The sequence below is a fragment of the Mesobacillus maritimus genome, assembly GCF_044803185.1.
GTDB classification, from domain to species: domain Bacteria; phylum Bacillota; class Bacilli; order Bacillales; family Cytobacillaceae; genus Mesobacillus_B; species Mesobacillus_B maritimus_B.
On the sequence record NZ_CP085225.1, the window covers coordinates 772086 to 792059 of the forward strand.

Sequence of the window (19974 nt, forward strand, 5' to 3'; positions counted from 1 at the left end):
TAGTAACAAGTTACTTTAGACCTCCCTATGTTTCAAGATAAAATATTTAGGGTAATTAATAATGTTAGGTTTATTTCTTCTTAGTGCCACCAACACTCTTCCAACCGGTTTGTAGGCTTACGGACTTGTCGAGAATCTCATTCTTGTTTTTACCACCAAAAACCTTCAATCCAATAGCATTACTCATTACACCATTTAGTGCAGTAATACCGATGATCAATAAAGCGACAATTGTAAAATCTACTATGTAACCACCCATGGTAAACCTCCATCTCCTATCCAAGTAGGGATTCGTTATAATCTAATTATATAAGTTTAACACTTTGTATTCTATTTATATTGTAAAAGAAATGGTTCAGTATTTAAAGGAGTATTTCGTGTGCTAAAAAAGGAAATTGCATAAGATTAAAATTTAGATTAAAAATATTCGGGTAAGGAGGCCTAAATATGCATTGGTATGAAAAGTTAAATCAATATTTTCCAGTTGAGGAAATGAAGTCTAGGGAGCATATGGAAACGCTCTTAAAAGAACGCCCAGAAATTTATCATAAGGATGAGGGAACTAAACATGTGTTGATGTATGTGGAACTTGATGATTTTGTTTTTATTGATTACCTCTTTGTGTCAAAAGAAGCAAGGGGGGAGGGACTTGGACATAAATTAATTGAGAAATTAAAAAAGAAGAAAAAGGCAATCATTTTAGAAGTAGAACCAATTGATTATGAAGATACAGATACGGAAAAACGCTTAAAATTTTATAAACGGGAAGGTTTTGAGCATGCTCGTTCAATCGGTTATAGTCGACGATCATTAGCAACAAATAAAATGAATGAGCTTGAAATTCTATATTGGTCACCAACAAATGAGTCGGAGGAAAAGATCTTTGAGGCGATCAAAAAGACGTATAATATGATTCACACTTATAAGGATAAAGAATTTTATGGGCAATCGTATCAACCGGTGGATGAGGTCTTAAAGAAACGGAAAGATTACGAAGATTTGCTTGAAGATATTTAAAATTTGTGCAATCATCCTTTGGATGATTGCTTTTTCATTTTCTATGTTTAATTGAGAATCAGAAAAAATCACTGATTTAGGTTTTAAGTTTTGAAAAGTGGGGTAATAAAAGTTGTATTGGAATTTTTATTGTCACGTGGGATTGGAATTCTACTGGATTTCTAAGGTGCAGGGAAAAGAAAAAAATTATTTACAATCAATTTTTGAAACCAATTACTTTCTCAATCGTTATATAATATAGCAGCTTCCTACATAAAACTTTTTATAAAAAGTGATACCCTTTGTCCGATGATTGGTGTATAATTTAACTGTAGAGATTATAAAATTGTATTAATTTTAATTTAGGAATTTAGGCATACATGATGCTGAGTAATCTATATATAGTTGTTTATAATATTAAGGAGTGTGATTAATTGTGGTCACTTTATACACTTCACCAAGTTGTACTTCATGCAGGAAAGCAAAAGCATGGCTAGAAGAACATGAGATACCTTATCAAGAACGTAATATTTTTTCTGAACCATTATCAATTGATGAAATTAAAGAGATTCTACGTATGACAGAAGATGGAACGGATGAGATTATATCAACTAGATCAAAGACCTTCCAGAAACTGGACGTCAATTTAGAAACATTGCCACTACAGGACTTATACGAACTGATTAAAGATAATCCCGGGCTACTACGTCGTCCCATCATTATTGATGAAAAAAGATTACAAGTAGGCTACAATGAAGACGAAATTCGTAGGTTTCTACCAAGGAAAGTACGTACTTATCAGCTGCGAGAAGCACAGCGTTTAGTCAACTAAATTCAAGCCTCCGACCAACTTGGAAACGGAGGCTTTATTTCTATTTGATATCCCCGTTAAAAACTGTTAAAATCTAAGGAATATATCCTAGACTTATCCCTAGTATATAAGCGCAAATAAGGATTATTTAGGCTACCGCCAATTTTAAAAATGGGTAGAGTTTTTATTTCCAAAACTCATTGCTTTGTCATAAAATAATAGTACAAGATCATCATTTTCTAAAAACCTTGCTTTTAATGAAAATGATTCTTAGCCTGTTATGTTAAAAATATGTGGACTTGATTAGTCTTGCGGGGGTATTTAGTCCCTTCAATTCTTTGCCTGGAAGGGAGAGATAATGAATGGAAATTGAACGCATCAATGAGAATACGGTCAAGTTTTATATTTCGTATATTGATATAGAAGAAAGAGGTTTTGACCGGGAAGAAATCTGGTACAACCGTGAACGAAGTGAAGAACTTTTCTGGGAGATGATGGATGAAGTTCATCATGAAGCAGAATTTACCATCGAAGGGCCACTTTGGATTCAAGTGCAGGCACTAGAAAAGGGCTTAGAAATATTAGTTACGAAAACTCAAGTGACTAAAGATGGCCAAAAGTTCGAACTTCCGATATCGGATGAGAAATTAAAGGATTTACCAGTTGATGATCGTATTGAAGAAATGCTTGATCATCACTTTAATCCGAAAGCGCAGGACACAGATGCAGCTTTTGGTGACGACCTTGAATACCTACTCGTCTTTAAGGATTTTGAAGATATCATTTCATTATCAAAAAGGCATGATCTCGATTCAATAGACGTTAACACTAGCTTGTATAGCCATGAAGGTAGATATTATTTATATACAGATTTTTCTGATGGGGAGTCTGAGGACGAAGAGATAATTGATGACTTTCTAAGTATCCTTCTTGAATATGGTGAAGAGTCAAGTCTGACCATTCATCGTCTTGAGGAATATGGCAATAAAGTGATTGCTGACGATGTCTTTGCTACGATTAGAAAATATTTTTCGTGATATTCTAAAAACCAATCTCATTTACTGAGGCTGGTTTTTTTTTTCTTCGCACCTGCTGAAAGAGAGGAATCCTAATGCTTTTGCCGAATAATAAAGTGAGAAGGGAGGCTACAAAATTGTTAGTCGCATATAGAAAAGATGGAGAGAAAATTTCCCTAGCTGATTATCGGAATAGGGATGAATTGGACCAGTTTCGTAAAAAGGAGGAATTTCAATGTCCAGTTTGCGGGGAACTAGTTATTTTAAAGCTTGGTAGTAAAAGAATATGGCACTTTTCGCATCGTAAAGAGGCGAATTGTCCAGAAAGTTATGAACGAGAATCCTCCTATCATATGATGGGAAAGCTTCAGCTTTTTCAATGGCTTAAACAGAAAGGAATCGAAGCAGAACTTGAACGTTATATAACTAGCTGTAAACAAAGGGCAGATATTGCTTTTGATTGGAAACATAAGAGGTATGCAATAGAATTTCAATGTTCTTCGATTAGTACCGAAATTTTTAATAAAAGAACGCAAGGATATGTAGGAAATGGAATTACCCCTATTTGGATTTTGGGAGGAAATCAACTAAAGCGTATTGGGGTAAATCTATTTTCGTTTAACCACTTTCAATATCTTTTTCTAAGAAAAGAAGAAGACATAGGCTGGAACATGCCAGTTTACTGTCCAGATACCCGAAGTTTTATATTCCTTCAGCATCTAATTCCTGTTTCATCAAAAAAAGTGGTAGCTTCAATCTCTACCTCCCAGAGGAGCCAAACAAATTTAGCTGTGTTATTCACCCCCTCCCCAGTAGCGGGAGTACCCCTATCGAAAATGTCCCATGAACTCCAGAAAGTTAAAACGAGTTTTTTTATTCAGCCTAATCTCGCACAAAAACTATTTTTAAACGAGTTATACACAAAGAAGTTAAATCTACTTTTGCTTCCTCCTGAACTAGGCCTACCTGTTCCTTCTGCCCCATTTATTGAAACACCAACTCTAGTTTGGCAAACCTATCTCTATCTTGATATTCTTCGCTATATGAGAGAGGGGGAGATCATTTCAGAGCAAAATGTATATAATGCCATTCTGCTCCGAAAACACCGTAAGCAAATTACTTTACGCACAATTCCATTATGTAGCGGTGGTGATTTTTATGCTGCAATTAAAGAATACCTTGCCCTGCTTGTAAACATTTCAACGCTAGAAAAACTATCTGGTAATCGTTTTAAAATGATGCGCCCATTTTATCTCCCTAAATCGGTAGAACAACAAGTATGGGCTGAAAAGCAGTTTTACGATAAATTCGAAAAAATCATTATGAATCAGTTTTTATAGTGGTCATATAATGAAATAGTAGAAAGCTGCGTAAAATAGACAAGAATGGACCACAAGAACACAGAGGTTTTTAAATTGTACGGGTCGATTATTTCGAGAATGCAGGATTTCCTAGGATCGAAGCGAACAAGGATAGAAGTTATTCTGAGATGAATTTTGAATGGAGGATTAAGGATGACGAATGAATCACAAGTTAAAAAGCTCCCAACTAGAAGTGAAGTCCCTGTTGAAGATACTTGGAGACTTGAAGACATCTTTGCAAATGATGAAACTTGGGAGAAAGAGTTTCAGGAAGTAAAGGATTTACTCCCGGGTGTTCAAAACTTTAAAGGCAAGCTTGGAGAAAGTGCTGACCAACTTTATGAGGCGCTGCAATATCAAGATAAGTTACTAGAACGTCTAGGTAAATTGTTTACATATGCTCACATGAGGTATGACCAAGATACAACCAATTCTTTTTATCAGGGCTTAAACGACCGAATTAGTAATCTTTATTCACAGGCTGCAAGTTCGCTTGCTTTTATTGTTCCGGAGATTCTTGCTATTGATGAACAGAAAGTAAAAGAATTCCTTGAGGAAAAAACAGAATTAAAGCTATATGAACATGCAGTGGAAGAAATTAATTTACAACGGCCGCATATCTTATCTGCTGAGCAGGAAGCATTATTGGCTGAGGCAGCAGAGGTAATGAGTTCCCCTTCTAATACTTTTGGAATGTTAAATAACGCCGATCTTGAGTTTCCAACCATTAAGGATGAAAATGGGGAAGAGGCGGAAATTACGCATGGGCGTTATATTCGATTTTTAGAAAGCTCTGATCGTCGTGTACGAGAGGATGCCTTTAAAGGGGTATATGAAACATATGGAAAGTTTCGCAATACCTTTGCTAGTACATTAAGTGGAAACATCAAAAAAGATAATTTTAATGCAAGGGTTCGTCATTATAAATCAGCGCGTGAAGCGGCTCTTGCAGCAAATAATATCCCGGAAAGTGTTTACGAGAATCTAGTGAGTACGGTGAACAGCAATCTCCATTTGCTACACCGTTATATCAAGCTACGTAAGAAAGTACTTGGTGTTGAAAAGCTTCATATGTACGACCTTTATACCCCTCTCGTGAAAAATGTAAAAATGGAGGTCCCGTATGCTGAGGCGAAAGAGTTGATTTTAAAAGGTTTGGCTCCGATGGGGGAAGAGTATGTTGGTTTACTAAAAGAAGGTTTTGATAATCGCTGGATTGACGTTCAAGAAAATAAAGGAAAGCGGAGCGGCGCCTATTCCTCAGGGGCATACGGGACAAACCCATATATCCTGATGAACTGGCAGGACAATGTGAACAACTTGTTTACTCTTGCTCATGAATTAGGGCATTCCTTACACAGTCACTACACAAGGAACAACCAGCCATATGCATATGGGAACTATTCCATCTTTGTAGCGGAAGTTGCTTCAACTTGTAACGAAGCATTATTAAATGATTATCTACTAAAATCAATTGATGATGAACAAAAAAGATTGTTTTTATTGAATCACTATCTGGAAGGGTTTAGAGGAACCGTATTCAGACAGACCATGTTTGCTGAATTTGAACATCTCATCCATCAGCAGGTACAAAATAATCAGGCTTTAACGGCAGACTCGCTTACAAAGGATTATTATGAGTTAAATAAAAAGTATTTTGGGGAAGAAGACATCATTATTGATGAGGAAATTGGCTTAGAATGGTCGAGGATTCCTCACTTCTATTACAATTATTATGTGTACCAGTATGCAACCGGTTTTAGTGCAGCTACGGCTCTTAGCAAGCAGATATTGGAAGAAGGGCAACCGGCAGTCGATCGCTACCTGGATTATCTTAAAGCAGGAAGCTCAGATTACCCAATCGAAGTTTTGAAAAAAGCAGGGGTCGACATGGCTAGTCCTAAACCAATTGAAGATGCTTGTAAGGTATTTGAAGAAAAGTTAAATGAAATGGAAGCACTTCTTTCATAGAAAGAGGCTGTCGAGATACTCGACAGCTCTTTTTTAGGGGTTATAATAATTTAACTAAACTCTAAGAGGAGAGTGTTCAAGATAAATGAGGTACCCTGCCCTGTATTTATTCCCTGTAGAGGGAATAAATCGCTTGAAACAGGGAATAAAATGCTCGTAACAGAGAATAAAATCACCTTTTTTAAAGAAAACGGAGATTGGGTGGGGTATTTTTCACTAGAAGGTGTTCTAAAAGTGTTGAACAGAGAAGAAAATACCCCCATGAAAAGTCTTTTTCCTACTAAAAGTCATTAGGTTTTGAAAAGGATGGCGAATATCTTTGGATTTCCAGTTGTAATAGGGTCTTAAAAGGTTAAGAATTAAGCGAAATACGGCATGGGGTAATTGAATCTTGGGATAAACAATCACTTTTCTCGTCCCAATATGGGGAATTTCCATTTTGAACCCAAAGTTAAAAGCCTTTAAACTTTTTCCGATCATTTAAAAAGATAAAGAACAATAGAAGAGACAGAAACAAAACAGGACCTCCAATCAATAGAGGAACAATATGCATGAGACCTAATACATAAAGACAAAATGAGAAAAAGATTAGCAGGATTATAATAATCCAGGGGAAGTTTTTTTTCATTGGATTCCCTCCCGATTGATAAATATCATGTTTCTCATGTATATGTAAGAAAAGGGACATCCATGAGTGATAGATATGACAATATTGTGAAATAACATACAAAGTTATTGTTCATTAGTTATTGTCATGATATATTAATACCGTGAAGTTGATCACATAGCAAACATATACCCCTTTGTTTGACCGTGAAAAATTTCTCCCATCCCCTTTGTTCGTATTAATAGAGAAACGACCCTGTAGCCCGTTGCTACAGGGTCGTTTCATGTTAATCCTCAACTTTCAGTGTAACGCCAAAACATTCCATATTTAGCGGGAATTTGTTCAACCTTTTGTTTTAATTGCAATTTTTTTAGTTCCTTCTCTGCTTTATTGATTGGCATATTATATACCACAGCTACTTCTTTTGTGGCCACTGTTTTGTAATGCTTTAGAAATTCTTCTAACGGTGGTGGGGAAGAAGGTTCTGGTTTTATCGTGAGCATCTCTTCAATAATCTGGACGTAAACCTCGTATGGATATAATCCGGTTACTTTGAGCCCTTCTTCTTCTACATTCGCGTTAAAAAAGACTAGAGTCGGTATCTCCTGAACATCCATTTCAGAAGTAATCTTCAAATCACATTGAAAAGCCTTAGAAGCACTATCGGAATGGATGTCAGTTAAAAACTCTTGAATATCAAGCCCCACCGTCTGGGCACAGTCCTTTAACACGCTAAAATTTGAGATGTTCTGTTTTTCAAGAAACAAAACTTCTTGTAGTCTTCGAAGAAATTGTATTCCTTTTCTTCTACCTTGAAGCTCAGCAGCTTTAACAGCTACCGATGCAAGGTAGGGAGAGGAAATTGGGTTTTCAAGCCATAGATTCCCATCACAAGACATGCCTGTTCTACTAGCGGTTTTTTCCCATAGCTCAGCAATGCTCTCATAATGTTTTTTTTGTCCAAAGTTCAACCTAGTCAGGTTCCCACTTATTACGTGTCGAAGCGAAAAATATTTACCATATTCGATAAGTAGCTTTTTGATTGTGGGTTCAAGGGCCCAACATTCAGGACATAATGGGTCGACGAATGAATAAATTTCTAATGGTTTTTTTTCATTTCTTTGAACTATTTGAGACGATTGCTGATTTAATAGGTCATCTCGTTTCCAAATCACAGCTCATCACCTATTTCGTCATTGTCAGGTGTATTTATCATGTGTTGTGCAGTGAAGATGAGCCTCGCGTAAAAGTCTTCTCTCAATGGCCCGGAGAACCCGACTTCATCCATTGCTTCATGCATACAAGCAAGCCATGCCTTTGCTCTTGTGGGGGTTATTTCAAAATTAAGATGGCGGGCTCTAAGCATAGGGTGTCCATGTTCCTGGGTATATAAAGAAGGTCCACCTAAATATTGAGTTAAAAACTGCTTTTGTTTGCGTGCAGTTTCTGATAAGTCATCAGGAAAAATAGGAGCAAGATCAGGATGCTGAGCTACACGAATGTAAAAAGCGTCTACAAGCTGATGCAGCATACCCTCGCCGATGGCTTCGAACGGTATAGGCTTATTCTCTACCATTATAAAACTCCTTTTTGAATTAATATAAAAATAGCCCAGCGATCTACAGTCGCTTATCTTTCTGATTTATATTCTAACAATGCCATATTCATATCTCAAACAAACAGCTTTGCCAGTCTTATAATTGTATTATTTTTCCTGTGACCTTTGATTATAAAAACGCATTTCAGCTTTCTTTTGTTTGTAAAATCGCATAATTTTATTATCGGTTTTACGAGAGGGGATATTCATTTGCTCGAGTAAGTTCTTAAATACTTCGTATCCGGTCTTTTCATCTGTCACTTCATATTCAATTTCAAAATCCTCTGTACTTAAATAAAGGCTATGGTCTAATACGATGAGGCCACCTTCGTATTCTTTTTCTGCTCTATTCGTTGTTAATGACCCAAAATAGTGTAGTGTGTCTAAATCGGTTATAAGGGTAGAAAGAGCTTTCTGGACAGACCCCGGTGGAATAGTCCCCGTTTTTATAATAGATTCTGCCTGTGTTTCGGAAATGGTTTGGTTTGTCTCGAGTAAGCCAGTTGGAGCTGGTTGCTTTAAAGTTAACTCATAGTGATTGTTTTTTTTTCTTACTCTAAGTGCACTTCCTTGTTCTTTCAATCCAAAGTTGGATGTGTCAAAATAGTGGTTCACTTGATTCTTGAAGTGATCAGATTTGAAATTTAAGTAAGATTTTAAACGTATAAATTCATTCTCAGTAATCAGGTTTTTAAATTCAATTTCTATATGTTGTGACATATTGAGTTTCCTTTCAGCTCCGCTTCCTGGTTATGGTGGAGCATTTATATTAGAGGGTATTAATAGGCTCTCCTTCTAGGTAAAGTTTAACGCTATATGATAAAATGGAAAAGGATTATTGAAGGGTGGAAAGATTATGAATCAAAAAATACATATTAAAACAGCAGAAATAAAAGATCAGGAATTAATTTTATTTACGGATGAACCACAGAATTTAAATGCGTTAATCTCGACTGGACTTATGTTGGTTGACTCTGACCAACTCTCCTTTATCTACATAGCTGAACTGGACGGAGAATATAATTATGTAAACATACCAAAAGAAGTGTGGCATGTTGTGAATAATGGATTGAAGTCGGCGCTTGAAGTGTATGTAGCAAATCAAAATGGTCGTCTCCATTTGCAAGCTTTTATAGAAGAAATGAACTATCTAATAGAGAATATTAAAGGAAATACTAATTACGGAGAAGAGATGGTTGAGAAGGTCGAGACTATTTTTAATTAATTTGATCTTCATCCGTGATAATGGAGGGAATTCCCCTCCTTTAATGGTTAAGCAAGGGGAATTCCCATTAATCTGAAGAAAATAGTCGGATGAGGTGACTTGCTTTTGAAGCATTGGGAACATTTCTTAGAACCGTATAAACAGGCAGTTGAAGAACTCAAAGTAAAATTTAGGGGCATGCGAAATCAATATGAACAAAATACGGACCACTCCCCCATTGAATTTGTTACGGGTCGAGTAAAGCCGATTGCAAGTATCCTTGATAAGGCGAATCAAAAAGGTGTCTCATTGGAAAAATTAGAAGAAGAAATGCAAGATATTGCGGGTTTGCGAATCATGTGTCAGTTTGTTGACGACATTAAGCCAGTTGTTGAACTACTGAGAAACCGAAATGATTTTGAAATCGTTGAGGAACGAGACTATATATCCTATAAAAAGGCAAGTGGGTATCGGTCTTACCATGTGGTTATCCGTTATCCTGTACAAACGATAAATGGTGAGAAAAAGATTTTAGCTGAGATACAAATACGAACACTCGCCATGAATTTTTGGGCGACGATTGAGCATTCCATGAATTATAAATATAAAGGACAAATTCCAGAGGAAATTAGGCTGAGATTAAAAGGGGCCGCGGAGGCTGCCTTTAGGCTTGATGAGGAAATGTCCAAAATCAGAGATGAAATTCAAGAAGCTCAAGTCTTTTTTTCAAGAAAGAAAGAAATGCAACAAAACGAGGAGAAATAACAGATGCCACTGCTAGGCATTGGAAAAGGCGAGGTGGTTGAAAGATGAGGTTTGCTATAACATCAAAAGGGGATGCTAGGTCTAATACACTCATGCATAAGATGAGGACTTACCTACAGGATTTTGACCTGCAATATGATGAAGACCAACCGGATATATGCATTTCAGTCGGTGGCGACGGAACGCTGCTATACGCTTTCCATCGGTATAGTAGCCGTCTGGATAAAACGGCATTCGTTGGTGTTCATACCGGACACCTTGGCTTTTATGCTGATTGGGTGCCTGAAGAAATTGAAAAGCTTGTCATCGCCATTGCCAAAACTCCATACCAAGTTGTTGAATACCCACTCCTCGAGGTAATCATCCGGTACCAACATGGAGGAAGAGAAACTCGTTATTTGGCTTTAAATGAATCTACAGTAAAGTCAGTTGATAGCACGCTAGTTATGGATGTAGAAATCCGTGGCCAGCATTTTGAACGTTTCCGAGGAGATGGATTGTGCGTAGCCACTCCTTCAGGTAGTACGGCATATAATAAGGCTTTAGGTGGGGCGATTCTTCATCCCTCTCTCTCAGCAATCCAGCTAACCGAAATGGCCTCCATCAATAACCGGGTATTCAGAACGGTGGGTTCACCGCTTGTTTTACCAGCTCATCACACATGTATTTTAAAACCGGTAAATAGGCCAGACTTTCAGGTGACCGTCGATCATTTAACCTTGTTACATAAAGATGTGAAGTCCATTCAGTTCAGGGTGGCAGATGAGAAAATGCGGTTTGCCCGTTTTAGACCATTCCCTTTTTGGAAACGAGTCCATGATTCGTTTATCTCAGATAATTGACAGATTAAGATAGACATTATATCATCTAAACTTCAGAAGGGTTATAGCAGGTGGGAATTATGAGTAAATGCTTTAAATTGAATTGGGCCGTTACGGATCGTGAAGCAGGAAAATTTCTAAAAGAGTTTTTAGTTAAACAGGAAATTTCCAAAGCCGCTTTAACAGATATTAAATTTAAAGGTGGAAAGCTCCTTGTCAATGGTGAAGATGTAACAGTCCGCTATAGACTTAATGAGGGAGACAAAATTGAGGTTCATTTTCCTCCAGAAGAACCATCATTAGGGGTTCAACCAGAAACAATTCCCATCGAAATTCTTTATGAAGATTCATACTTATTAGTCCTAAATAAGCCTGCTAAAATGAACACCATCCCTTCTAGAGAGCATCCTACTGGTAGCTTAGCAAATGCAATTATTGGGTATTATCAAAAGAACGGAATTCAAGCGACCACCCATATTGTTACTCGGTTGGACCGAGACACTTCAGGAATTGTAGTAATAGCTAAACATCGTCATGTTCATCATTTGTTTAGCAAGCAACAAAAGGCGGGTACATTACAGCGGATATACGAAGGGTTTGCTGAAGGATTCTTTGCAAATCCAATTGGAGTCGTTGACGAACCAATTGCTCGAAAAAAAACAAGTATCATTGAACGTGAAGTAAATGCAGAGGGGCAATATGCTTATACAAGTTACCAGGTCTTACGACAATTTGACGATTTTTGCTATATACAGCTAAAATTGAAAACTGGTCGAACACACCAAATACGTGTTCATATGTCCTTTATAAACCATCCATTATTAGGTGATTCTCTGTATGGTGGTAAGAAGGGTAGAATTGGTAGGCAGGCACTTCATTGTCGTACGGTCAAATTTATCCATCCGATTGATCGAAATCTGATGGATTTTACAGCACCTCTTCCAATAGATATGGAGAACATCTTAATGAAAAGCAAGCCTCTAACATAAGGGCTTGCTTTTTAAAAAGAGACAGAATAACCAGAGGCAGGGTGGCCAACATTCGAAAGGGGGAATGGTTATGTCTGAATCCAGCCAAGAGTCTTCACAGAAGCAACATATCGATAAAGAGCTCCTCTTAGATGCTCTTCAAAATGACAACATAGAAAAGTTTCGCTCCGAATTTCTTGAGTTGCACTCCTATGACCAAGCAACTTTTTTTAAGGAATTGGATGAGGCTGAGCGGCTTCATGTTTATCATTTCCTTTCTCCAGAGGAAATGGCCAACCTGTTTGAAAACCTCGAAATCGAAGATGATGAATACAGCGATGTCCTCGCCCAAATGACACCGGATTACGCAGCGGATATGCTTTCAAATATGTATGCCGATGATGCTGTTGATGTCCTAAATGAGCTTAATAAGGACCAAGTCGTTAGTTATTTAACCATTATGGACAAAGATTCTGCCAAAGAGATTAAAGAGTTACTCCATTATGAGGAGTACACGGCAGGAAGTATCATGACAACGGAATTTATTGCGATTGCAGCGAATCAGACCGTTCGTTCAGCGATGCATATCTTGAAAAGTAAAGCCCCAAGTGCAGAAACTATTTATTACGTTTATGTAATTGATGAAGAGAAGCGTTTAGTAGGGGTTCTAACGCTAAGAGATTTAATTGTAAATGAAGATGACGTCATGATTTCAGAAATTATGTATGACCGTGTTGTATCTGTATCCGTTGGCGAGGATCAAGAAGAGGTAGCAAGAATGATGAGAGACTATGATTTTCTTGCTTTACCAGTTGTAGATTTTCAAGACCATCTTTTAGGGATTATTACAGTTGATGACATCATCGATGTAATGGAGGAAGAGGCGTCTGATGACTATTCAAAACTCGCCGGGATAGCAGATTTAGATTCAATTGACCGAAATCCAATTTCAGCTGCAAAAAAAAGATTACCATGGCTTGTTATTTTGTTATTCCTAGGAATGTTAACCGCAAGCTTAATAGGCAGATTTGAGGAAACATTAGATCAAGTAGCGATTCTTGCTATTTTTATTCCGCTTATTGCGGGAATGGCAGGAAATACAGGGACGCAGGCACTTGCGGTTGCAGTACGCGGAATTGCAACGGGGGACCTTGAGGATGAAAGTAAAATAAAAATCATTATCAGAGAAGCAGGAACTGGGGTTATTACTGGCTTGACGTGTGGTATACTCATTACTTTGATTATTTATTTCTGGTACGGTGACCTTTTCCTTGGCATGCTTGTTGGCATTTCAATTTTTTTCACTTTAATCGTTGCAACTTTAGCAGGTTCACTTATCCCACTAATCATGCACCGCTTAAAAATTGACCCGGCCGTGGCTTCTGGACCTTTCATCACAACAATTAATGATATTATCTCGATTTTAATTTATTTTGGGATTGCCACTACATTTATGAGTTATCTTACTAAGTAAGGGGGGATAGGATGGAACATCATGCTTCCGTTACATCACTTTTAATTGTTATTATCATAGCCTTTTTGACACCTATCTTATTACATCGATTTAAGTTGAATTTTATCCCGGTTGTTGTTGCTGAAATCATAATGGGGTTGTTCATTGGTAAAAGTGGATTTGATCTAGTTCATGACGATATGTGGCTGGAGACCCTGTCTACATTGGGGTTTCTTTTCTTAATGTTTTTAAGTGGACTAGAAATAGACTTTAGTGCTTTTAAAGTAAAAAAACAAAAAGGAAAGAAAGCATCCGTTCAACCTAGTGAACCGAATGCCTTTATGATTTCTAGTATTATTTTTGTAGGAATCTTTATCGCTTCATTAGGCTTATCTTACTTATTTGTCTTGACTGGTTTTATCGATAATGTCTTTTTAATGACTTTGATTATCTCAACGATTTCATTAGGTGTTGTCGTACCTACATTAAAAGAAGCGCATTTGATGAAGACAAACATTGGTCAAATTATCCTACTAGTGGCGGTCATTGCGGATCTGGTTACGATGATTCTCTTGGCTGTATTTGTATCCATATATGATATGGAGGGAGGAAATACTTGGCTCCTACTTCTATTGTTCGCAGCAGGAGTTGTCCTGTATTTTGTAGGCAATCGATTCAAAAGCCGTAAATTTGTCTCAGCACTATCCACAGGAACCACCCAAATAGGAACAAGGGCCGTATTTACTTTGTTAATCGTTCTCGTTGCAATTTCCGAAACAGTAGGTGCAGAAAACATTCTTGGAGCGTTTCTTGCAGGGGTGCTCGTTTCGTTGTTAGCGCCTGATCAAGAATTAATTCATAAGCTAGATTCTTTTGGATATGGATTTCTAATCCCAATCTTTTTTGTCATGATTGGAGTAGGTCTCGATATATGGTCATTATTAAGTGACCCCAAATTACTTTTGCTGATTCCACTCTTGTTAATTGCTTTATTGCTGTCAAAATTAGTACCAGTATATATTTTACGAAAGTGGTACGATACAAAGACTGTAATTGCTTCAGGATTTTTGTTAACCTCAACGCTGTCGCTAGTAATTGCAGCCGCAACGATTGGGGAAAGGATGGAAGTCATCACGCCTGAAATGAGCGGGACTTTAATCCTTGTCGCAGTTATATCGTGTGTATTAACACCAATTGTTTTTAAGAAACTATTCCCACAAACAGCTAGTAAGGATAGAAAGTTAAAAGTAGCTTTAATTGGAGCAAACCAAATGACGCTATCCGTCACTAGGGGACTTTCTTCTTTATATGAGCCGGTTTTATATCATACGAAACAAGAAAAAGCAGAAAATAAAGTATCAAGCTCGCTATTTGATATCATTGAGGTAGAAGATTATTCGCCGGAAACTCTAGAGCAACAGGATATTTACAGTGCAGATATTATTGTTATTTCAACTGGGAATGAAAATACGAATGCTTTAATCGCCCGGGCAGCACGAGAACAAGGTCCTGGACGGGTGATTGCTCGGATTGAAAATCCAGAGTTGGAATCTAGTCTTAAACAACAGGATATTGAGGTATTCTCTGTCCTAATGTCGACAACGACTCTATTGCGTGCTCTAATTGAATCGCCTGGTATCCTGAACATTCTCACCAATCAAGAATCGTCTCTACATGAAATTAAAATGTTGAATGATCAGTTTGACGGCATGACACTTAGAAGATTTCCGTTTACAGGAGATGTCATCTTTGTTCGAATTCTGAGAGGGAATGATTCAATTGTCCCCCACGGGGATACTGAGCTGCGTCTAAATGATCGGTTGATCGTGACAGGATCAAATGAATATGTAGAAGAGTTGAAAATGGAGCTTGAGCTAGTCATTTGGAAATATTCTAGATAGCCTCCTTTCCTTTTTACCCCGCCTTTCATTTTGCGCGGGGTTATTTTTTAAGAGTTGTTTTTAAAAAAAGTGGGACTATCTACAAATTTTAATGGTGTACCTACATAAATCAGGTTCTATCTACATACTTTAACGTCTATCTACACAAAATAGATTTTAATCTACATAATTCATCAGTCTATCTACAAACGCCAATTTTAACGATGCAATCTAAGGTTCTGCCTATAAACACCAATAGTACAAGGCACAAACCACGGTTCAATCCACTACTTTGGCTCTTTCCCTTTTCAAAGAACTAGATATGTTGTAATATTAGTACTAGGTACTAATGACTTGTATTAACAGGAGGATTACCAATGACCTTTTCTTTAGAAGGAAAAACATTTGTCGTAATGGGTGTAGCCAATAAACGAAGTATTGCATGGGGAATTGCTCGTTCTCTTCACGGAGCCGGGGCAAATCTTATTTTTACATTTGCAGGGGAGAGGTTAGAAAAAAGTGTTAGGGAGCTTGCAGCTTCCTTAGATGAAAACTATCTTGTGCTCCCGTGTGATGTGACAAAGGATGAAGATATTGCAACATGTTTTAGTGTAATCAAAGAATCAGTAGGCAAGATTCAGGGCGTTGCGCATTGTATCGCGTTTGCAAATAAGGATGAATTAAATGGAGACTATTTAAATGTTACTCGCGATGGATTTTTACTCGCACATAATATCAGTTCTTATTCCTTAACAGCTGTTGCCAAAGAAGCAAAGAAGCTGATGGTCGATGGGGGAAGTATCGTGACCCTCACCTATATAGGAGGAGAACGTGCAATCCAGAATTACAATGTCATGGGAGTCGCGAAAGCTTCCTTGGATGCAAGTGTTCGCTACTTAGCTAGTGACTTGGGCAAAGAGAATATTCGAGTAAATTCAATCTCAGCTGGCCCAATCCGTACGTTGTCAGCAAAAGGCGTGAGCGATTTTAATGTAATCTTAAACGAAATTGAAGAAAAAGCACCTTTACGTAGAAACACAACACCTGAAGAGGTCGGTGATACGGCCGTATTCCTTTTCAGTGACTTATCGCGTGGAATCACCGGTGAAAACATCCATGTTGATTCAGGGTTCCATATCATGTAATTTACTCAATCCGTTAGGCATTTTGCCTAACGTTTTTTTTGTTTAGAGGCTTAATGTCTAAAAATGTGCGATTGAACCAAGATATTAGCGGAAACAGCTTGGTCACTATCCCTATATACTGTAGTAAGTGCAAAGGAGGTGAAGATGAATGAGTGAAGACAGTCAAGATATCACTGTTGCTGTCCCAACTGTATTTATCAATGGGAAGGAGTATCCTTTAAGTGGAGACTACAAGTTAAATGAAGAAGATATGCAGAAAATAATGGATGCGATCAATGACAGTATTGCAGAAAGTGTCATGAAAAACCTTAAAGAGCTCCAGAAGGGTTTGCCGCTAATAGGACAATTTCTTCAAAATAAGAGGTTTCTCCCTAAAGTTGAGGGGAATCTGCGGGGGAATGTGAAGTTAACATTTAATGACCGTACCCTTTTTAAACTTGAACTTCCTGATCCTAAGGATTCAGACGATGTTGATGCCGAATAAATGACTTCCCATTGTAATGGCTCGTTCGTTTACCGAATTGCACGAATAAAAAATTGTAAAGGAGTGTGTTATAGATGTTAGAAAACAAATGGGGGAACACTAGAGGCGTTCGCAGTGTACGCAGTGACGACGATAAAAAAGTAAAAAACACAGGACTAAATCAACCCCAAAAGGCAGAGGTAAAAGCAGACAACAGCGGTGATGTCAAACAAATCGTCAATGCAAAACGTGGTGCATTCGTCCTTCCAATTCAATTTGCTCCTAAAGTAGCAATTGCTCTCCCTGCAATCAATGCTGGTTTACAACTGCCAATCCTAAGTAGTTCAGGCGATATTGAATCAGCAGAATCTGACAAAGACAGATACTAATTGTTGGTATTAGAAACCAGGCTGTTAACAGGAATATTGCAGCCTGGTTTTCCTTTCACCAAGAACTTTTTAAAATTACAGCCTAATTTTAGTGAAAAAGGGCTTTTGTCCGACACCCAAATGCCCTTTCTTAAATATCTTATAGTGTAAACATCCAATAAAGAAAAGGAGGCCAAAAATTATGGGTTGTGGAAAAAAGACCGGACACTCAACTAGCGGCTGTGTATGTGATGTAGTCCGTGCGATTTTAGATATCCAAGATAATGTTCAAGATGATTGTGGTTGCGGATCAAACTGCTTTATGGAGCCACTTGGCGCCATTCGCCCGAATATGAAAGACAGAGTCAACACACGCGTGTTTGTTCTGAAAAATGCTGATGGATCACCGTTTCATGCTTTCTTTAAAGGGTGCGGCGATGCATGCGTATCCATTTACTTCAGGGTTGAAGAGGTATTTGATAACTGCTGTGCAACACTAAGGGTGTTAAAGCCACTAGATCACAAAGATCATCCAGTTGACCTTTCTGATGAGAAGTGCTGCATTGACTTTAACAAAGTATGTAAGGTTGAAGATTTTGAGGCAACAAACGATTGTGTAACTGTTGACCTCTCTTGCTTCTGCGCTATTCAGTGTATTGAAGATGTAAATCTTGACCTTTGCTAAATTAATGTTAATGTAGCCACGAAGGATTCCCCCTATGTCTTAGTAGGGGGATTTTCTATCCAATAAAAAAACCTAGCCCATGAGCTAGGTTATTGAATGTATTAATGGAATCCGAGCATTCTTATATCCTGCAATTCTTCTATCATAATGGTGGCTTGTGAATTGTTAGGAAGCTGAATTTCAATTTTTTCTTCGAAATTATTTAAAAGAATTCCCGTATAAGTTGTTGTTTCAGTAAAGTATAAACAGAATATTGGCCCGAGTTGTTCAGGGAAATTCTCTAAATAAATTAACTTCTCACTAACGGCCATTTCCCTAAAATGTTTAACTCTTTTAAGTGAATAATGTCTTTTTCTTTTTGTATCAAAAGGGTTTGAAGTAGATTCTACTTCGTCCGCTACAGGAATCACTTCATCAGTCTTGTTAACGATTTCCCTGTCTCGATACTCTGTTTTTATTTGATGTTCATTAACCACTTTTTTTGCATCTGCAATCTCATTTGAAGACTTAACCTGCTTTCTGTATAATTCATCTCGAGTGGAGTAGCGCTCTTGCATCATGATATCCGGAAATTGCGTAATTGGCTGGCTGATATATAAGACTGGTTTGTGCTTTATTTTCCTAGTTGACAAAAAATATCCCTCCCAACTTTGGTTACAGTTTAATCTATGCACGGTTTACAAAGGAGTGAAAATATGTTTGGGGGTTTTAGTTTAGCGGCGATTTTAATCATAAGTTTAGCCTCTTTTCGGCTAACAAGGCTTATCGTTTTTGATAAAATTACAGAATTTATTCGTTCTCCTTTTTTTGATGAGGTGATGGAGGAAGGTGAGGTCTTTCTTGTTGTAAAACCAAAAGGAATTAGGAAATGGATAGGAGAAATGCTTAGTTGTTATTGGTGTACCGGCATTTGGGTAAGTGCGATTCTTGTTGCTGGGCATACGTTTTTTTCTGCGTTTTTCACCCCTATTACCTTAATACTCGCCATCGCTGCCATTGCGAGTATGATTGAAACGGTGATAAGTAAATGGTTAGGCGAATAAACAACCAATTATTTCTTTTCTTATATATAATTGAAAGGACCTAAAGGAGATTTTATATGAAAAATCAGGGAGAAAAGCTACTAGCCCTAAGTAGACCAAAGCGGAAGAAAACGTGTGGTTGTGGGGCCTCCAAAAGAAAACAACCAATTGGAAGAAGAAAGCTGTCTCGATAAAGAGGCAGCTTTTAATTTGGCTCAAAATAGCAAAAACAACCCTTATGGGGTAATTTGGAAAGTTCTCAGGCTAATTATAATCATAATTATTAAGGATGTAGTAAAAAATATATCTACATCAAAAACATTTGTAGTAATTGTGAGGGAATGAATATGAATCAAAAGCCAATCATTGTTTATGGTTTATTAGTATTAATCATCGGGAGTTTATTATCTGGATGTAACCAAGGAGGGGATAAAACATCTGCTGAGAGTAGAAAGTCGATGATTCAATCAGTAAACCCAGAGGCAACCGCAGTCAAAAAAAATGAGCACGATGTTGCTGAAAAAGTAAAAAAGGATGTTCAATCGGTTCCAGCAATTTATGATGTAGCAGTGATTAAAGGGGAAGAAGAAATACTTGTTGCCTACAAGGTTAAGCATATGCAACGCTATCATATGAAAAAAATTGAGGAAGAAATTAACAAAAAACTAGAAAAGAACTATCCAAAAGAAAATTTTGTCGTCTCTAGTGATTTTAAAATCTTTATCGAAGCAATTGAGTTAAAGGATAGGATGAAGGACAAAGACTACTCAACTAAAGATGCAGAAGAACGATTAAAAAAAATAATCAAATTTAAAAAAGAGCGAACATAGAAAGGAGGGGG

General features: G+C 37.4%; 23 protein-coding genes. 18 read left to right on the forward strand and 5 right to left on the reverse strand.

All coding sequences use genetic code 11. The features are described from left to right. Positions 1-70: 70 nt before the first annotated feature. Positions 71-259: a hypothetical protein gene (locus tag LG336_RS03760; protein ID WP_404331221.1), complete on the reverse strand. Its 189-nt coding sequence runs from the start codon at positions 257-259 to the stop codon at positions 71-73. A 188-nt stretch (positions 260-447) separates the two neighbouring features. Between LG336_RS03760 and LG336_RS03765 the strand changes: the two genes are divergently transcribed. The 5 genes from LG336_RS03765 to pepF all read left to right on the forward strand — a co-directional run bounded on the left by LG336_RS03765 (position 448) and on the right by pepF (position 6155). Then, on the forward strand, positions 448-1017 hold the full coding sequence (locus LG336_RS03765) for a GNAT family N-acetyltransferase (RefSeq protein ID WP_404331222.1): 570 nt from the start codon (positions 448-450) through the stop codon (positions 1015-1017). Positions 1018-1432: 415 nt separating this feature from the next. Further along, positions 1433-1828: a transcriptional regulator SpxA gene (gene spxA / locus LG336_RS03770; RefSeq protein ID WP_404331223.1), complete on the forward strand. Its 396-nt coding sequence runs from the start codon at positions 1433-1435 to the stop codon at positions 1826-1828. A gap of 341 nt (positions 1829-2169) precedes the next feature. Next, entirely contained in the window at positions 2170-2844 is a 675-nt protein-coding gene (gene mecA / locus LG336_RS03775) for an adaptor protein MecA (protein WP_404331224.1), read from the forward strand. Between the two features lie 116 nt (positions 2845-2960). Further along, complete coding sequence (locus LG336_RS03780; protein ID WP_404331225.1) at positions 2961-4163, forward strand: competence protein CoiA; 1203 nt, start codon at positions 2961-2963, stop codon at positions 4161-4163. 174 nt (positions 4164-4337) lie between these two features. Continuing rightward, a complete protein-coding gene (pepF, locus tag LG336_RS03785) occupies positions 4338-6155 on the forward strand; it encodes an oligoendopeptidase F (protein WP_404331226.1) in 1818 nt (605 codons plus the stop codon). Between the two features lie 900 nt (positions 6156-7055). Here pepF and LG336_RS03790 read toward each other — a convergent pair. The 3 genes from LG336_RS03790 to LG336_RS03800 all read right to left on the reverse strand — a co-directional run bounded on the left by LG336_RS03790 (position 7056) and on the right by LG336_RS03800 (position 9079). Next, the gene (locus LG336_RS03790; protein ID WP_404333089.1) at positions 7056-7934 is read right to left on the reverse strand and encodes a ClpXP adapter SpxH family protein; all 879 of its coding nucleotides are present in this window, start codon (positions 7932-7934) and stop codon (positions 7056-7058) included. Next, entirely contained in the window at positions 7934-8338 is a 405-nt protein-coding gene (locus tag LG336_RS03795; protein ID WP_404331227.1) for a globin, read from the reverse strand. The genes LG336_RS03790 and LG336_RS03795 overlap by 1 nt, the downstream gene beginning before the upstream one ends. A gap of 129 nt (positions 8339-8467) precedes the next feature. After that, the gene (locus LG336_RS03800; RefSeq protein ID WP_404331228.1) at positions 8468-9079 is read right to left on the reverse strand and encodes a CYTH domain-containing protein; all 612 of its coding nucleotides are present in this window, start codon (positions 9077-9079) and stop codon (positions 8468-8470) included. 136 nt (positions 9080-9215) lie between these two features. Here LG336_RS03800 and LG336_RS03805 point away from each other — a divergent pair, with 136 nt between their 5' ends. From LG336_RS03805 to LG336_RS03850, 10 genes are all read left to right on the forward strand, one after another. After that, positions 9216-9584 carry a hypothetical protein gene (locus LG336_RS03805; RefSeq protein WP_404331229.1) on the forward strand — a complete coding sequence of 123 codons (369 nt, stop codon included), beginning with the start codon at positions 9216-9218 and terminating at the stop codon, positions 9582-9584. A 105-nt stretch (positions 9585-9689) separates the two neighbouring features. Then, a complete protein-coding gene (locus LG336_RS03810) occupies positions 9690-10328 on the forward strand; it encodes a GTP pyrophosphokinase family protein (RefSeq protein ID WP_404331230.1) in 639 nt (212 codons plus the stop codon). Positions 10329-10372: 44 nt separating this feature from the next. Continuing rightward, positions 10373-11170: an NAD kinase gene (locus tag LG336_RS03815; RefSeq protein ID WP_404331231.1), complete on the forward strand. Its 798-nt coding sequence runs from the start codon at positions 10373-10375 to the stop codon at positions 11168-11170. 59 nt (positions 11171-11229) lie between these two features. Then, positions 11230-12138 (forward strand): RluA family pseudouridine synthase, encoded by a 909-nt coding sequence (locus tag LG336_RS03820; RefSeq protein WP_404331232.1) that lies wholly within the window; start codon positions 11230-11232, stop codon positions 12136-12138. 70 nt (positions 12139-12208) lie between these two features. Beyond that, a complete protein-coding gene (gene mgtE, locus LG336_RS03825) occupies positions 12209-13591 on the forward strand; it encodes a magnesium transporter (protein WP_404331233.1) in 1383 nt (460 codons plus the stop codon). 11 nt (positions 13592-13602) lie between these two features. After that, positions 13603-15471 carry a monovalent cation:proton antiporter family protein gene (locus tag LG336_RS03830; protein WP_404331234.1) on the forward strand — a complete coding sequence of 623 codons (1869 nt, stop codon included), beginning with the start codon at positions 13603-13605 and terminating at the stop codon, positions 15469-15471. Between the two features lie 356 nt (positions 15472-15827). Next, positions 15828-16595, forward strand: coding sequence for an enoyl-ACP reductase FabI (fabI, locus tag LG336_RS03835; protein WP_404331235.1), 768 nt, complete (start codon positions 15828-15830; stop codon positions 16593-16595). Positions 16596-16743: 148 nt separating this feature from the next. Further along, positions 16744-17079, forward strand: coding sequence for a hypothetical protein (locus LG336_RS03840; RefSeq protein ID WP_404331236.1), 336 nt, complete (start codon positions 16744-16746; stop codon positions 17077-17079). A gap of 74 nt (positions 17080-17153) precedes the next feature. After that, positions 17154-17447 carry a hypothetical protein gene (locus tag LG336_RS03845; RefSeq protein ID WP_404331237.1) on the forward strand — a complete coding sequence of 98 codons (294 nt, stop codon included), beginning with the start codon at positions 17154-17156 and terminating at the stop codon, positions 17445-17447. 181 nt (positions 17448-17628) lie between these two features. Beyond that, positions 17629-18111, forward strand: coding sequence for a CotY/CotZ family spore coat protein (locus tag LG336_RS03850; protein WP_404331238.1), 483 nt, complete (start codon positions 17629-17631; stop codon positions 18109-18111). 101 nt (positions 18112-18212) lie between these two features. Here the strand turns inward: LG336_RS03850 and LG336_RS03855 are convergent, their stop codons facing one another. Continuing rightward, on the reverse strand, positions 18213-18743 hold the full coding sequence (locus LG336_RS03855) for a CotO family spore coat protein (RefSeq protein WP_404331239.1): 531 nt from the start codon (positions 18741-18743) through the stop codon (positions 18213-18215). Positions 18744-18806: 63 nt separating this feature from the next. Here LG336_RS03855 and LG336_RS03860 point away from each other — a divergent pair, with 63 nt between their 5' ends. From LG336_RS03860 to LG336_RS03870, 3 genes are all read left to right on the forward strand, one after another. Then, the gene (locus LG336_RS03860; protein ID WP_404331240.1) at positions 18807-19154 is read left to right on the forward strand and encodes a DUF1360 domain-containing protein; all 348 of its coding nucleotides are present in this window, start codon (positions 18807-18809) and stop codon (positions 19152-19154) included. 114 nt (positions 19155-19268) lie between these two features. Then, the gene (locus LG336_RS03865; protein WP_404331241.1) at positions 19269-19478 is read left to right on the forward strand and encodes a hypothetical protein; all 210 of its coding nucleotides are present in this window, start codon (positions 19269-19271) and stop codon (positions 19476-19478) included. A 2-nt stretch (positions 19479-19480) separates the two neighbouring features. Continuing rightward, positions 19481-19963, forward strand: coding sequence for a YhcN/YlaJ family sporulation lipoprotein (locus LG336_RS03870; RefSeq protein WP_404331242.1), 483 nt, complete (start codon positions 19481-19483; stop codon positions 19961-19963). Positions 19964-19974 lie beyond the last annotated feature (11 nt).

What these genes read in the sequence shown, in the direction of transcription:
- LG336_RS03765 (WP_404331222.1), top strand. Translation starts at nt 448, where the DNA reads ATGCATTGGTATGAAAAGTTAAATCAATATTTTCCAGTTGAGGAAATG.
- LG336_RS03845 (WP_404331237.1), top strand. Translation starts at nt 17,154, where the DNA reads ATGTTAGAAAACAAATGGGGGAACACTAGAGGCGTTCGCAGTGTACGC.
- mecA (WP_404331224.1), top strand. Translation starts at nt 2,170, where the DNA reads ATGGAAATTGAACGCATCAATGAGAATACGGTCAAGTTTTATATTTCG.
- LG336_RS03800 (WP_404331228.1), bottom strand. Translation starts at nt 9,079, where the DNA reads ATGTCACAACATATAGAAATTGAATTTAAAAACCTGATTACTGAGAAT.
- LG336_RS03760 (WP_404331221.1), bottom strand. Translation starts at nt 259, where the DNA reads ATGGGTGGTTACATAGTAGATTTTACAATTGTCGCTTTATTGATCATC.
- pepF (WP_404331226.1), top strand. Translation starts at nt 4,338, where the DNA reads ATGACGAATGAATCACAAGTTAAAAAGCTCCCAACTAGAAGTGAAGTC.
- LG336_RS03840 (WP_404331236.1), top strand. Translation starts at nt 16,744, where the DNA reads ATGAGTGAAGACAGTCAAGATATCACTGTTGCTGTCCCAACTGTATTT.
- LG336_RS03820 (WP_404331232.1), top strand. Translation starts at nt 11,230, where the DNA reads ATGAGTAAATGCTTTAAATTGAATTGGGCCGTTACGGATCGTGAAGCA.
- LG336_RS03860 (WP_404331240.1), top strand. Translation starts at nt 18,807, where the DNA reads ATGTTTGGGGGTTTTAGTTTAGCGGCGATTTTAATCATAAGTTTAGCC.
- LG336_RS03795 (WP_404331227.1), bottom strand. Translation starts at nt 8,338, where the DNA reads ATGGTAGAGAATAAGCCTATACCGTTCGAAGCCATCGGCGAGGGTATG.
- LG336_RS03870 (WP_404331242.1), top strand. Translation starts at nt 19,481, where the DNA reads ATGAATCAAAAGCCAATCATTGTTTATGGTTTATTAGTATTAATCATC.
- fabI (WP_404331235.1), top strand. Translation starts at nt 15,828, where the DNA reads ATGACCTTTTCTTTAGAAGGAAAAACATTTGTCGTAATGGGTGTAGCC.
- LG336_RS03830 (WP_404331234.1), top strand. Translation starts at nt 13,603, where the DNA reads ATGGAACATCATGCTTCCGTTACATCACTTTTAATTGTTATTATCATA.
- LG336_RS03805 (WP_404331229.1), top strand. Translation starts at nt 9,216, where the DNA reads ATGAATCAAAAAATACATATTAAAACAGCAGAAATAAAAGATCAGGAA.
- LG336_RS03850 (WP_404331238.1), top strand. Translation starts at nt 17,629, where the DNA reads ATGGGTTGTGGAAAAAAGACCGGACACTCAACTAGCGGCTGTGTATGT.
- LG336_RS03815 (WP_404331231.1), top strand. Translation starts at nt 10,373, where the DNA reads ATGAGGTTTGCTATAACATCAAAAGGGGATGCTAGGTCTAATACACTC.
- mgtE (WP_404331233.1), top strand. Translation starts at nt 12,209, where the DNA reads ATGTCTGAATCCAGCCAAGAGTCTTCACAGAAGCAACATATCGATAAA.